Below are 14,239 nucleotides of genomic sequence, written 5' to 3' on the forward strand. Positions count from 1 at the left end.
ATTACCTTAGCTTTGGTGTTGGCTGTTAATCTGAAAAGAGTTACGCCTGACCAACTTATTCTTTACTAGCTAAATAGAAAATGTCTTTACCCATTGATTTCTAGATCTAAAACAACAATTTTCACTCTCCCTTGTTGTGCAGCAAGACAATTAGCCATGAGCATTTCTTGCAATTCTTCCGCTGTTTTAGGTATAGCTTTTCCCCTTCCTTGCGGCTTTAACCTCTTAGTGCCAAGCTGACCCTTACCAAACCAAAGCACTAAATAGATCCCGCGATGCTCTGCACGCCAGTCTTGCGTATATAGCCTATCTAATTGAGTATCTGCGGCATGCCATAAATCTCTATGCCATTGCCCTTTTACTTCAATTGGAAGCCTAAGCCCGCCAACAGAACAACAGATATCAACTTCTTTATCATTCGATACATGCTGCTCTGGCGTATATTCAACGCCTGCTGCGCCTTGACGAAGTAACCCAATTAACAAACTGCTACAGCGTTCTTCATTGTGTGGAATATTGTCATCGTTATAAAAAACGCGACCACTATCTATGTCATCGCTTTTTATCTTTGCCTGAACAATTTCTAACTCTTCAATTATTAAAGCTTGAAGATCAGCTATTGATTGTGGAGATATATTACAAGTAATAGCCTTAATTGATGCTAATGTCGGTGGCGCATAATTTGATTCAACCACAAGCCGTTGTTGCTCAGCTGCAACCACTTTTATCCACGAGGTATAACTATCCTCTGGAGCTTGCCGCAAACGCCTTAATACCAAGACAGCATCTTCATTGGAGGATTTCCCTAATCGCTCTATAAATGAATTAATAAATTGACTAGCATCCCAAGCATTATTAGAACCACGAGTTTCTTCATAAAGATCTGTTTCCATTGGCCATAACAATCTAAATGTCTGTACTATCCATTCACATTGAGCAACACTAAGTTCTAAATATGCGTTGTGCCTGTAGTGACCTTGTACTAAGTCACGAATCTGCCAAATAAAATCAGGGGAAATTTTTTTACCGACTTTTTCAGTAATACTTTCAAAATCCACAACAAAACAAATCGCATTCCAAATTAAACGATGATGTTTCTCGCTAACATTAAAGTACTCAACAAGTAAAGATCGTAACTCTTCGAATTTAGATGAGTAAATCAGACGTTTAATGCACTCACTTTCAATATTTTCAGGAAGTGATTTATAACGTTGTAACCATTCAAATGCTAATTGGCTACTCACCTCTTTTTTTGAATCATCATGCATTAGCTCATAAAAACCCAAAATAGTATTTTTACCAATAGCAAGTTGTGGTTCATAAAAACGTCTTATGGCAGTTTCCCACAATCCTCGCAGTTCAATCTCTTGTTCTACTGACTGAGTAAGTTGAAGATCACTTATGCCTGCATGCTGCTCAAGATTAGAATGATGACGCAACGATGAAAATACTGAGAATATTACTTCATCTGAAAGATCTGCTATCCCTATGCCATTTCTGATACGTTCGGCAGTAGCTACAATAATAATGTACTCTGCCTCATAGAACTGTCCATCATTTCTAATTTGTTGCATTTGATCAATTGATGGGAATAAAGGTTTTTTAGTTAAGTATGCTTCAACTCCCTCAAAGGCAGCTTGACTTAATTCATCACCCAGCCATTCAGCAATGCGTTGGTATGCTGGAGTATCATGACTAATATCGTTGAATAATTTCAAATATGCCTTTGCAGGGTTAATAATATCTTGATAATTTCCTGTTCGCATTTTATTGATGTGAAGTGAATATTCATGCCTATGGGCTTCATACCTTGCTGTTGTTTCTTCTCTATTTTTGCGCAGTATTTCTTCTTCCTTAATTTTCCACTCAGGCACGAGTGCTACTGCTAAACTAGATAGCCATTCGATATCTGTTTGCTTATGTCGAGCAAACCTTTGTGCTGTTTGTCTTAACTGACTTCCAACTTTCCCGTCATGATGAATAAGCTGAATCAACTCTTTCCAGCGTTGATCATGTTCATCTAATGTATTTAAAATAATAATTAGATCTTTTTCGGATACGGTTAGCGCAGATAAAGCACTAGCTAGATTATAACCTCTGCCTATAATACTTTTATCAATAGGAGCCTCAAGTAATACCCACTTTTGTATGGCTAGTTTAAAATCACTATTTTCATTGATAAGTTTATTTAGCTCATTTCCATTATTTTGACTATACCATAGTGAGCCATGATGTGGACTTAACCAAGAAAAAAACCTATCAACATTTGGTTTTTTATTTGATGATTTAATTTCCCTAACAATAATAAAATAAGTTAAATCAGCAATATCGTGATTACCACCTCGCTCGTACCACTCTCCCATTTCTGTAAGTGATTTAGACAGTAGATCTAAAAAATCCCCAATCCTACTCTCAGGTAGACTTCGTTCTATGGTATATAACAAATTTTTTGTTAATTGGTCTTTTGCTGCATAAGCAACAACTACATCGACAATAAACTTATCCTCTACGTTTTCATAATTAATGTATTCTAATGTCTCAGCGACTAAACGCAATGAATCTACATCATTACATATAAAAAGAGAATCCAGCAATGTAATAACATTTTCTTTGGCCTTACTATTAACAAGTACTTCTATAGCATTACTTCTAATAGCAAACGTATCTGTCTTGTCTAAAATAATACGTTTTAAATCATCGACTAACCTACCGTTAACTTCACAACCATTAAATGCTTCAAGCAATATCAAACGTAACCCCAATATCGTATTTTTTGAAATAATTAATTGTCTTAAATCTTCGATGAGTGGTTCTTGAATTAATCCTCTTATCGAATATTTTTTCCAATCTCTAAATCGGGGATTCTCAATCGCTAATCCTTGCAAAGCCGTAAGCAAGATACTCGCCTCATTTACTGTCAGTACATCTGCATCGCCATATTCAATAAACCCCATAGGATCATTTTTGATGACAGTAGGCTTAAGCGCGGGGTCTTGCGCCAGCCAAGCATGAATCCCCCTCAAACTTGCGGGTACTAATCCATCAGAATAGAACAGTGAAAAAAACCGTCTCTTGTTCGTTCCAGAATTTGAGTTTTGAGCCAACCATTTAGCGCCAAGGTATTCACCAATACTACGATGTAGATAACTAAAGCGATCTACTCCAATACTTTTAAATAACCTTGTGGTAATGACATCTTTAATATTTTTCGCATTAGGTAATGTGGCAATTTCAATAAATGATATCTCACCTTCTCCAATATTAGCTGCAGCTTTACGAGTTAAAGCCTCATTTCCGGTGAGTATTAAAGCCGCAAAAGCGGCACCTGCGGCTTGGATTATGGATTCTTTATCAAGCTGATATTGGGCTTTACTGTCTTTATGCTCACACCACAAAACATCAATCGCACGCTCAAATAGTTCACTACGGCTATTTGGCAACTCACGTTCTTGAGCTACTTTACCAATGAGTTCAAGTGTTTGTGGATTGCCAAGTAACTGATTCAAACCACGAGAATTAAAATGTTGAATAACGACTTCCGCTCTCTCAACTCCCAAGGATAGAGATAAGTACCTCTGAATATCATTATCGCTGAAAGACATTAAGTGCAGTTCTATTGGCTTCTTTGAATAATCCTCCAAAATCGATACCACTGCTGTAGCACTTTGCCAATCAGCAACTCGGCAGGACAAAATAAAAGCTGGACAATTGAGTTGTTGAAGCTTTTTTAAAACAGCATCAACCGCAGTCCCTTCTTTTTGAGAGCTAACTTCATCTAAAGCATCTATAACAAGAACTTGATTACCATCAAAAAGCTTTACTGGATCTTGGCTACGAATAAGCTGCCCTGCTGTGCAATATTTAAAGCCTGACAATTCGCCCAATCGAGCCAGTAAAACTGACTTACCCATTCCAGCTTCGCCCAATATAATTAAAGGCTCGATAAAACTGCTTAGCTCAGTTTCCTTAAGTTCTTTACGGCCATCTTTGTGCTCATACCAAAGAGTCCGCTCAACAATGCCTTTATCCATGTTTGGAAAAACCTTATTCAATACTAATCTTTACCAACTATTTGAACAGCCTAACAAAACTAATTTGGAGATGACAGTACGAAATACAAACATTGAACTGTTAATATGAAAGCCAAAGATAGTCATAAATCCTCTATAAAATCAGCTATCAGACATACACAGGAGTTAACCAAATTAAGCACTATCATGGAAGTGACCGTCCGTGGCATGGATGCCACGTTCGAGCATCCAGGGACGGACTTGCTGCGAGTCACTGGAATGATAGTGCTTAATGGATATACGGAATTAAGACTATCGATAGTCAACAAGAACAGGCCAGCATAACTTTTCTGTAAAAACCAACAGTCAGACATTTACCCTAAAAGACACCCACGAAATAAATGCTATGTACCATCGCTGATTGTTAAATGTTGGATCTTAACAGGCCGCTATTGCGGCCTTTTTTGTATCAGCTACTTCCTGAAGTGCTTGTCTTCGCATAAAATTCGGCCCGTTTACTGGTGCGCATGAGGCGCAAGTTATCGGTGTAAAAGGTGTAGTTAAATGGAACTTTCGATTCGCAGTTTATTCACTGCAGCGGGCATGATGTTGTTATCCTCTTTAACGGTTATTCCTGCGGCAAGCGCTGCGAGCAAAGCCGTCCATCCCACTGTCGATTTACCGAATGGCCAATGGCTTAATTTTCACCAAAAAGACAATCAAGTGTGGAGCGAAATGTCCGACGGCGATGCGCCCGGCGTACATCTTGATGATTATGGTGCGGCTGAAATTGTGGCCGTTTTTTACTATGACTTTGATAAGGGTGGCGACAAAGAAGTCGTGGTCATGCTTAAAGATGCTGATGGTCAGCATTTACGGGGTTATGGTTTTGAGGATTCAAAGCTCACTAAGCTACCACGCCTTCAAGTTGTGCTGGATGAAGTCGCCCCGACGTTATCGTCATTTACCGTCAGCGACACCCGCAAAGTGTTAAACCAAATTCCGCCGCAGCAATATCGCATGACCTATGATGTTGAGGCGATAGAAGATCCCGCCATTAAAGCAATTATCGATGGTTCAACCAAGCTCAAACCAACCTTAATCGGCTATCGCAATGCTAAAGGTTTACCCGCCGATGTGAAAACCGCGGATGAATATAAATTACGTTACCCCCTCACCCGCAAAGATAAAGATGCCCAAGGCCGCGAGCATCAATACAGTTTAGTGACCCACTTTTATCGCAATGATTATCGCGAACAACAGGGCAGTTTTGTGTTGGTGAGCGTTGTCTTTGAAGCCGATGATGTGGACTGGCTAAACAGCGGTGAGGGTGAGATCCCAAAAACGGGCCCAGCTTATGATTACATGAATCTCGGTGGATCTTGGGCTGGACTTGCGCTTGAAAGTCATTATGCCCAAGGTCTGCTCGATGGCCCCTATATCGCCTACGATAACCGTAATGCCAATATCATGTTGAATGGTCAGTACAAACAAGGCAAAAAAGTCGGTAAATGGATTGAGGCTGACGGCCAAGCAAGCTATTGGGAAGGTGAATATCTTGACGGTAAAAAGCAAGGTAAATGGATTGCACAGTCCATGTTCGATGAGGCAGATAACTACGGTTTTGCCCATTATAATCAAGGAGTGCTCGATGGCCCCTGTGAAATCTATGAGCCCGAATATGGCGGAGACACAGGTGATAAGCGATTGTCTGAAAAAGGCATTTATCGCAACGGCGTCAAAGACGGTGAGTGGCTTGAGAGCAATGGCAATAAAGGTCACTATCAAAACGGCATTAAACATGGCCCTTGGGTAGATAAAGTCTCGCTTGGCGAATACCGCAACTATGTGGGTAACGGGGCTTACCTTGATGGCAAGCGCACTGGCCCTTGGGTATTTAAAACTGACAAGAAATCACGGATCGAAGTGACTTATCTCAATGGATTACGCGAAGGTGAAGAAAAACTAATCAGCGATGAAAATGTGCTCTTTGCCAATAAGCATTATAAGCAGGGCCTGCTCGATGGCCAGAGTATTTGGTACTCAGCACAGGATGTTGCCAGTGGCATTAGACACTATCGCAAAGGTGAATACCATGGCATGCAGGCGATATTTGATCCTAACCACAATCATAGGCTTATGGAGTTAAGTCATTATGAATATGACGAAACCTTGCCCGTCAAGCCCTCTCAAGACGAGTGCATAATGCGAGAAAATCCCTATAGCAATGACTGTAAGGACATACTGAATCCCCCCTTTAGAAATACGCCATCGATTAAGCATGGGGAACAATATTATTATGATAGTAAAGGAAAATTATACAAATTTTCTGACTACCATCATGGCAACCTCATCAAAGAATATGAATTCGATGAAGAGGGGCATGTCCAAAAGCTGCAAAATAATGAACAGGGGCAAGACAGTCAAATCAGCATCCGCTACAAGAAGGATGGCGGTTATTCACTGTCCAATTACAGCGACAATGAGCAACGTGGCTGGACATATGAGATCGATAACAAGGAGCGATTACTGTCCCTGAAGTATTACCACGATGGTGACAAAAAGGGGTTTATCATCCGCTATAACACAGATGGCAGTTATGCGATTACAGAAAGGTAACCATTAATATCGAACATCAGGCACTGCTTATCCTTTTATCCTAATGGTTAACTCAAAACCTTGAAGACAATTACCAGCAAAAAGGCAAAGTTTAAAATTGGGATATAGGGTAATGCGGATGCCCTTGATTAAATTGACCTATAGAAGCCTAATTAAAGTGCGATTTATTCAGGCTAAGTGAAAATGGTTATTTTACCAATCACTTAGTTTGTTCTTGTTAATAGATGTAATGGCGCGTCATCACTTAAATAAATATCATCCACCAGATATAGCTTATTGGTACGGATCATCTGACGAATCGCCTTAACATAGGCGTGCCCACGCTCCGAATATCGGTCTAACGTCCCTGCAAGTGCAGACCCTGTCACAGCTTGATTAGCTTGTCTTGATTGGGCACGAAAATCTCGCATCTTCTGATATGCATTATGGGTATTCAAATTCAACAAATACCCTTCCACCGAAGCAAATGGTGTATCGAATCGTGCTAAACCATAATTGCCTAAACCTTGGCGCTTCTGCCTAGGTTCCATACCATTACCCTTGAAATCCCACTGCCCAAATAATGCATTACCTTCACGGGCAAATCGCGATGTGCCCCAACCGCTTTCTTTTGCCGCTTGAGCTAACACTAACGATGGCGGCAGGATATCCACCCTTTCAAGTAGCATTTGTCTTTGGGCTTCTAACAGCGGTTTATCTTCACTGCTTATTACTTTGTACTTTACCCCTAAGGCTAATAACGCAATATCATCGAGGGGGGCAGACATAATGACCTGTCTTTCTTGTAAAATTTTCTCATTCGCCAATAAGACTAAAGGGGCAATCATTCTAAGAAACACCATTTTCTTTTGCTTCACCGGGAGTTGGCTTGACACTGAACTCCAGCCCTCTCCCACGGCATCAAAGGTCAATCTAGGGACCGATTTATTACCATCACGAAAGCTTTCTGGCGTGTAATTAAGCGAGTCAAACAAGCCCATGAGTTCATCGAGAGAACTGATATTCAGACTCAGTTGTTTAGCCTCTGGATTGTCTAAGGATGACTGCTCAAGTATTTTGGAGGATGAGAAATGTTCAGCAACCGTTGGATTTGCAACAGCACCTTGATTCGCTTGCACCAAGGAAGTCGTCATCAGTTTTGGCAAACTCTGCATATGATGCAGAGCACTCTGACTGGCAACTAAAGGATTGGAAGCCGTCTGAGACTGAAAACCAAGAGCATCAACTGGCAGCCTATTTGAAATCAGCTTAGTCGCTAGCGTTTCTTGCACATACACCGAAGAGCATAAAACAGACAAAGCAATGAGTGCGAGCATAGCAACGGGAAGCTTAAACTTTATAAACATGGTATCTCTTTAACTGAGGTAAAACGGTAGCAATGGGATAAGCCAATACATCGGGGGCGTAAGGTAACAGTAAAAACCTGACTGTTTGCTTAATAGATATACAAAATGACCTATTACGATCATTTTTTTAAGGAGAATAGGACAAGCGCCTTCTTGGCCGCCTCTTGACCCAATGTCAGCAATTAAATCCAACACCTTGATTTATTTAAACTCAATATGAAAATAGCGGGCGTTCACTCGCCAATAGAGATTGGCGAAATAAAATCAACTTATTCCAGTGCCAGCAAAACGAGGTAATGCCTCTTCAAGATAGGCGACGCAGGTGCGAAGTTTGGCAGACGTTTCTAATCGTGAAGCATAAATTACATGAATTTCAGCGGATTGATGATACTCGGGGAGTACTCTGACTAATGTGCCACTTAAGAAATCTTGCTGTAAATCCCAGATGGAGCGCAACATAATACCGTGGCCTTTAAGGCACCACTGCTTAGCGACTGTGCCATTGTTGGTCATCAAGGAAGCCGCTAAATCAACCGAGGCTATGCCAGCCGCACTTTCCAATCGCCACACTCTATGGTTTTGATCGCGCTCGCGGATCCCTATGCACTTATGCTCGGCTAATGCCGCGAGATTTTTTGGCATGCCATGCGTGTCGATATAGGTCGGCGATGCCGCCAATACCCGATAATTACTCGCAAGACACTTAGCTATCATTTGCGGTGGCAATTCGCCACCGACACGGATCTCCAGATCAAAACCTTCAGAGACCAGATCGACCGGGCGGTCGAGCAACTCTAAATCAACTTCTAATTCGGGATAGTGGAACACGAGGTCTGAAATAATCGGCGCAATACAGTGGCTGCCAAATCCTGTGCTAGTTGCGATACGTAATCGCCCCCGTGGCACTTGCTGCTCTAAGCTAATTTCAAGGCTCATTTGCTCCATGGTATCGAGCAAACGTTCGGACCATTCCAAGGCAATCTTGCCCTCTAAGGTGAGACTGACACTTCTGGCAGAACGCAGAAACAAGCGCACTCCGAGCGCTTTTTCTAATAGGCCAATGCGTTTACTCACATACGCTGGAGAAAAAGATAATTGCTCCGCAGCGGCTGTAAATCCCCCGCTTGTAGCGGCGATAACAAAGACTCGTAAATCTTCAAGTGGCGGCAGTTGGCTCACGATTCGTAATCCTTAACAAAACATTTAGCCTATTCATACACGATACGAATATGGAATAACATACAAAAAACGCAGAATCCCCTATTGGAGTCGAAGATGTCTAAGGTAAAAATCGCCGTAATTGCCGGAGATGGCATAGGTACTGAAGTGATCCCCGAAGGGATACGCACACTCGAAGCCGCAGGAAAAATCTTAGGTGTGGCGTTTGAGTGGACCTACTTCGACTGGTCCTGTGAAACCTACCATAAAACCGGTCGCATGATGCCAGAGGATGGACTTAAGCAACTAAAATCCTTTGATGCCATCTACTTAGGCGCTGTTGGATTTCCAGGAGTTCCCGACCATATTTCACTCTGGGGATTACTACTGCCGATCCGCAGAGCCTTTGAGCAATACGTGAACCTTAGGCCTATTAGACTATTCGAAGGCGTGCCCTGCCCACTCGCGGGTAAAAAGCCCGGCGATATCGATTTTTATGTAGTACGTGAAAACGTGGAAGGCGAATATTCCGCCGTCGGCGGCATTCAATATGAAGGCACTGAACATGAAATAGTCTCCCAGCAAAGCATTTTTACCCGTCGTGGAACAGACCGCATCTTAAAATATGCCTTCGATTTAGCCCAAAGCCGCAAAGCAAAGCACTTAACCTCGGCGACTAAATCCAATGGCATATTTCACTCTATGCCCTATTGGGATAGTCGCGTCGTGGAAATGGCAAAACAGTATCCCAATGTTAAGGTCGACCAATATCATATCGATATTCTGACGGCAAATTTCGTACTGAAACCTGAGCATTTTGACGTGGTTGTTGGCTCAAATTTGTTTGGCGATATCCTGTCTGATCTTGGCCCTGCGTGCACTGGCACTATCGCCATTGCCCCTTCGGCGAACATCAATCCAAGCAAGGAATTTCCGTCGATGTTTGAGCCGGTACATGGTTCGGCGCCGGATATTGCAGGCCAAGGTATTGCCAATCCTTTAGGCACAATTTGGGCTGGCGCTATGATGATGCAACATTTAGGTTATAGCGCAATGCACGACCTGATACTCAGCGCGATAGAAAACGTATTGAAAGATAAGCAGTCTTTAACTCGCGATATGGGCGGAACGGCGAATACTCGGGAACTGACCGATACAGTGATCGCTGCGATTAGTCGCAATTAAAACGTGCATTAAAACCTAATGCTAAAAGCCCTTTAGCATTAGGATTGAAAGGGCGTTAGACTATCAAGCCACTGATAATAAAGTATTAAAAAGCTGAGCAGTTAATGTATTTATTAAAGTCCCCTCCTTACAGCGGCATTCTGTACTCAATGACTCCCGGTTTTTCACCAATCCAGTTATAGAGTTTTTGCGCGGTTAAATTTGTTTCCTGTGTATGCCAGTACAGGCGCGCGCAGTTGTGTTCAATGGCCGCTTGCTTTACATACTCAATCAATTGTTTTCCAACATGTTGACCCCTTGCCGTTGGGGCAACAAACAAGTCTTCAAGATAACAATAATCCGTTTCGGCCCAAGTAGAACAATGGAAAACATAGTGCACAAAACCGAGTAAGTTTTGGCCCTCTCTTGCAACGGCGCAATAAATGGGTTCTTGGTCATCGAAGAATCGGCGCCACGTGGCTTGGGTGGTCGCTTCTGATAACGCCACTTTGTAAAAAGTCTGGTAATCACGCCAGTGTGGTAACCAGAGTAAATAGTCCGTTTCTTTAACCATATCAATGGTCACTGTTAGTGATTGGCTGGACATTAGCGCACTCCTTGAAATTAAGTAAATGGTCTCAGTTTTACTGAAGCAAGATTCTAGATTCAATTGTGGTACCGCATAAGGTACACTTTTTGTATTTTTCACAGTACCAGTTAGCAAATGAAAAAACCTCAATCCAATTTCCCTCACTTGCAACTCAAAGATGGCATCCTCAAAGATCAGCTTTATCATGCGTTTAGAGAGGCCATTCTTGATGGACGTTTACACCCGCGAATGAAGCTCCCATCCAGCAGAGCCTTGTCGGAAACCATGCAGATTTCACGTAACTCAGTACTGCAAGGGTTTGAGCGCCTGATTGATGAAGGCTATCTGCTGACTAAACCGGGATCGGGCACTTATGTGTCAGATACCATTCCCGATGAATTGATCGATATTCCAAACCGTGCCAGAGAAAGCGCTCAAGCCTTTGATTCCGAATTAGAAATTAATCCACAGTTAATAGAAATGGCGCGACTGAAAGCGAAGGGAAATACGGACCACAGCCATAGCATGTTTAATATTGGCGTCGGATGTGTCGATCTTTTCCCGCACCAACTTTGGGGGCGGCTGTTAGGCCGAGTTTGGCGGAAATCGCGTAAAACCTTAGGTAAATCAAACCATAGCGCGGGGTATTTTCCGCTGCGTGAGGCGATAAGTGACTATGCGCGTTCGACCCGCGGCCTCAATTGCACACCTGAGCAGATCATCATAATCAATGGAACTCAGCAGGCCATTAACCTCACAGCGCAGGTACTACTCCAACAGGGAGATGAAGTCTGGCTTGATGAACCTGGGTATGACGGGGCTTTAGGCGCTTTTCTCTCGCAAAATATGCGGGTTCGTCCTGTGAGTGTTGATGATGAGGGCACAAATATTGCCGATGCGATCCAGCGGTGGCCCTCAGTGAAACTGGCTTTTACCGCGCCCTCACACCAATTTCCCCTCGGCGGTATGCTAAGTCTGCCACGACGATTGGCCTTACTCGATTGGGCCGCTGAGCAGAATAAGTGGATTTTAGAAGATGACTATAACAGTGAGTTTCGTTATAGCGCCCGTCCGATACAGGCATTACAGGGGCTCGATAAACATCAAAGGGTGATCTACGCTGGCACCTTTTCCAAGATGCTGCTGCCCGAATTGCGACTCGGCTTTTTAGTGGTCCCCCCTAAACTGGTACAGGCTTTCCAGTTGGCAAAATATTATGCCGATACGCACACGGCTCACCTAGAGCAAGCAACATTAGCGTTGTTTATCGCCGAAGGACATTACGCGCGGCATGTTCGCCGAGTGCGAAAAGCCTGCTTAGCGCGCCAAGCGGCGTTAATTGCGGCAATTGAGCAGTATCTGCCCGAAAAATTGTCCGTTCAAACCTCAGACTCAGGTATTCACCTCGTGTGTTGGCTGAAGGGCGACTTGACCGAAGAGGAAGTGATCAACAAATGCCGCCAAATACGTTTGGGGGCACAGCCTTTGTCTCGATATTGCCAAGCGCCCTATCCAAGGCAAGCTATCTTACTGGGCTATGCCGCTCATACGCCTGATGATCTGCGGGAAAGTATCAAAAAACTGGCGCAGGTCCTTTAATATCCAAGCTTAAAAAGCCTGAAATAAAATCCCGAAAGCACTGAAGATGGCAACAAACCATGTGAGGGATCTTAAGGTGCCTTTGTTGGCAAGATAGAGGATGTGATACACAAAGCGGGCGCCTACATGGACGATGGCGAGCCACTCAGTGGTGGGATTCACTTTGCCGGTAGCAATCACCACTAATACGGCTAGGCCAAACACCAGCAATGATTCAAAGGCATTTTGATGTCCCGCTAAAGCGCGAGCGCCAAAACCGGTTAGCTGTGCTTGCTGAGCACGGGGATGATTATTATCGTATCCACCCGCCTTTGCCATAGCCCAAGCCACTGGACCTTTCGCAAGATATGGCAATAACATGGCGACAAATAAGCAAATAAGTAAGGTATTCATGGGGTAATCTTCCTTTGATTGTTGTTTTAAGTTCTACTGTTTGAGTTCTACAGCTACAAGTGCCTAAGTTACAAGTGTATTGGTTAGCGGCGTTATTTCACCATATACATGCCTTCACTTGCGGGACGACTAAATTTAAAGCCAAACTTTTCATAGAGTTCAGGCACATCCGCCATCAGGGTAATATACGCGCCCTCAAAAGCCTGACGATCTAAATAAGCCATGATGTGCTGCATAATAAGCCGCCCTAATCCCTTACCTTGATGCTCAGGATCCACTGCAATATCGACAATTTCGAAGTTGAGCGCGCCGTCACCAACCACACGCCCCATACCCACAGTCTGCTCGGCGAGCTTGATTTGCACGCCATATAAACTCCTTGGCAAGGCCTTGATGGCACCCTCCAATGGTCTAGGGCTTAAGCCAGAAATCTGTCGTAGGCGAACAAAATCATTGGCAGAAACAACGCCTTCAAGCACTTGGTACATGATATTCCCTATTGTTTTTATTCAGTCACTTGCTTTCAGTCACTTGGCTTTCAACTATTTAGCTTTCTATCACCTCAAGCTCAAAGCCTTCATCCAGAGTCGGCGGCTGAAAATAACCGCTCACATGCCAGAACATCGCCTCAGTATCGAACATGGCGCGCTCAGGGTGGCTTTGTCTGCGTTTATCGAGTTGACTCAAACAAAGCGCATCGCTGTGATTAAGATAAATAAGTTTATGGGCGGCGCAATCAGTAAAAATGCTTCGAAACCACAGGCGCTGATTGATAGTATTCGCGGGAAAATCCATGACCACAGAAACACCCGAACAGAGCAGTTCCTGCACATGCTTTTTAAGCAAAGGCTTAAGGCGAGCGGAATAGCTCAAGTAAGTATCAAAATCTTTAATTTCATCGGGGTATAGCGCCGCCAGCCATGCGTCTTCCGAGATTAAAATACAGTTTTCGGCCTCAGAAAGTTGTCGCGATAAGGTTGATTTACCTGAGCCCATTTTGCCACAAAAGAATATTAACGTACCTTTACTGACCAATTGTCCTAACGCATTCTGCTGTGTCATCTTCACTCCTTGATTACTGGTCTTTTATCTCAGCCGACGATTTCACTCGCTATGACACCAATGAACGACTGTACAGAGCATCACATAAAGCATGAACACCGAGCAAGACTTGGGACGAGTTTAAGGTAATAAAATCCCATTAGATTAATGACTATGCAGTGTTTAGACAGCAGACGTTTACCGTTATTCGCACAATCCACCGTTAGCTTTTTTGAGATCTGACATCTCTTCGCCCGCTTAGATCGCCTCGCTCTCTGAGCCCTATCCTTTCCTTAAACCAGGGACAAACCAAAGCATTT

Annotated in this window: 10 protein-coding genes; 3 read left to right on the forward strand and 7 right to left on the reverse strand. The window is 43.2% G+C overall.

Annotated elements, in window-relative coordinates; translation table 11 throughout:
- Positions 1–86: 86 nt before the first annotated feature.
- Positions 87–4,031 (reverse strand): hypothetical protein, encoded by a 3,945-nt coding sequence (locus tag GWI56_RS00300; protein WP_198571804.1) that lies wholly within the window; start codon positions 4,029–4,031, stop codon positions 87–89.
- 543 nt (positions 4,032–4,574) lie between these two features.
- On the opposite strand from GWI56_RS00300, the gene GWI56_RS00305 reads away from it, so the two are divergent.
- A complete protein-coding gene (locus GWI56_RS00305; protein WP_198571805.1) occupies positions 4,575–6,629 on the forward strand; it encodes a hypothetical protein in 2,055 nt (684 codons plus the stop codon).
- Between the two features lie 203 nt (positions 6,630–6,832).
- Here the strand turns inward: GWI56_RS00305 and GWI56_RS00310 are convergent, their stop codons facing one another.
- Positions 6,833–7,975: a glucosaminidase domain-containing protein gene (locus tag GWI56_RS00310; RefSeq protein WP_242068322.1), complete on the reverse strand. Its 1,143-nt coding sequence runs from the start codon at positions 7,973–7,975 to the stop codon at positions 6,833–6,835.
- Between the two features lie 264 nt (positions 7,976–8,239).
- A complete protein-coding gene (locus GWI56_RS00315; RefSeq protein WP_198571806.1) occupies positions 8,240–9,154 on the reverse strand; it encodes a LysR substrate-binding domain-containing protein in 915 nt (304 codons plus the stop codon).
- 96 nt (positions 9,155–9,250) lie between these two features.
- Between GWI56_RS00315 and GWI56_RS00320 the strand changes: the two genes are divergently transcribed.
- A complete protein-coding gene (locus GWI56_RS00320) occupies positions 9,251–10,318 on the forward strand; it encodes a tartrate dehydrogenase (protein WP_198571807.1) in 1,068 nt (355 codons plus the stop codon).
- Positions 10,319–10,445: 127 nt separating this feature from the next.
- Here GWI56_RS00320 and GWI56_RS00325 read toward each other — a convergent pair whose 3' ends face one another.
- The gene (locus GWI56_RS00325; RefSeq protein ID WP_198571808.1) at positions 10,446–10,904 is read right to left on the reverse strand and encodes a GNAT family N-acetyltransferase; all 459 of its coding nucleotides are present in this window, start codon (positions 10,902–10,904) and stop codon (positions 10,446–10,448) included.
- A 117-nt stretch (positions 10,905–11,021) separates the two neighbouring features.
- Here GWI56_RS00325 and GWI56_RS00330 point away from each other — a divergent pair, with 117 nt between their 5' ends.
- Positions 11,022–12,485, forward strand: a complete 1,464-nt coding sequence (locus GWI56_RS00330; RefSeq protein ID WP_198571809.1) for a PLP-dependent aminotransferase family protein — start codon at positions 11,022–11,024, stop codon at positions 12,483–12,485.
- A 9-nt stretch (positions 12,486–12,494) separates the two neighbouring features.
- Here the strand turns inward: GWI56_RS00330 and GWI56_RS00335 are convergent, their stop codons facing one another.
- The 3 genes from GWI56_RS00335 to GWI56_RS00345 all read right to left on the reverse strand — a co-directional run bounded on the left by GWI56_RS00335 (position 12,495) and on the right by GWI56_RS00345 (position 13,940).
- The gene (locus GWI56_RS00335; protein ID WP_198571810.1) at positions 12,495–12,878 is read right to left on the reverse strand and encodes an MAPEG family protein; all 384 of its coding nucleotides are present in this window, start codon (positions 12,876–12,878) and stop codon (positions 12,495–12,497) included.
- 92 nt (positions 12,879–12,970) lie between these two features.
- Positions 12,971–13,366 (reverse strand): GNAT family N-acetyltransferase, encoded by a 396-nt coding sequence (locus GWI56_RS00340; protein ID WP_198571811.1) that lies wholly within the window; start codon positions 13,364–13,366, stop codon positions 12,971–12,973.
- A 58-nt stretch (positions 13,367–13,424) separates the two neighbouring features.
- Positions 13,425–13,940 carry an ATP-binding protein gene (locus GWI56_RS00345; RefSeq protein ID WP_063883761.1) on the reverse strand — a complete coding sequence of 172 codons (516 nt, stop codon included), beginning with the start codon at positions 13,938–13,940 and terminating at the stop codon, positions 13,425–13,427.
- Between the last annotated feature and the right edge of the window lie 299 nt (positions 13,941–14,239).

Origin of the sequence: Shewanella sp. DW31 (assembly GCF_015767295.1) — a bacterium.
Lineage (GTDB): Bacteria > Pseudomonadota > Gammaproteobacteria > Enterobacterales > Shewanellaceae > Shewanella > Shewanella oncorhynchi.

Excerpts from the sequence above, each read along its gene's own strand:
- GWI56_RS00330 (WP_198571809.1), top strand. The coding sequence starts at position 11,022 with ATGAAAAAACCTCAATCCAATTTCCCTCACTTGCAACTCAAAGATGGC.
- GWI56_RS00310 (WP_242068322.1), bottom strand. The coding sequence starts at position 7,975 with ATGTTTATAAAGTTTAAGCTTCCCGTTGCTATGCTCGCACTCATTGCT.
- GWI56_RS00305 (WP_198571805.1), top strand. The coding sequence starts at position 4,575 with ATGGAACTTTCGATTCGCAGTTTATTCACTGCAGCGGGCATGATGTTG.
- GWI56_RS00300 (WP_198571804.1), bottom strand. The coding sequence starts at position 4,031 with ATGGATAAAGGCATTGTTGAGCGGACTCTTTGGTATGAGCACAAAGAT.
- GWI56_RS00345 (WP_063883761.1), bottom strand. The coding sequence starts at position 13,940 with ATGACACAGCAGAATGCGTTAGGACAATTGGTCAGTAAAGGTACGTTA.
- GWI56_RS00320 (WP_198571807.1), top strand. The coding sequence starts at position 9,251 with ATGTCTAAGGTAAAAATCGCCGTAATTGCCGGAGATGGCATAGGTACT.
- GWI56_RS00335 (WP_198571810.1), bottom strand. The coding sequence starts at position 12,878 with ATGAATACCTTACTTATTTGCTTATTTGTCGCCATGTTATTGCCATAT.
- GWI56_RS00340 (WP_198571811.1), bottom strand. The coding sequence starts at position 13,366 with ATGTACCAAGTGCTTGAAGGCGTTGTTTCTGCCAATGATTTTGTTCGC.
- GWI56_RS00325 (WP_198571808.1), bottom strand. The coding sequence starts at position 10,904 with ATGTCCAGCCAATCACTAACAGTGACCATTGATATGGTTAAAGAAACG.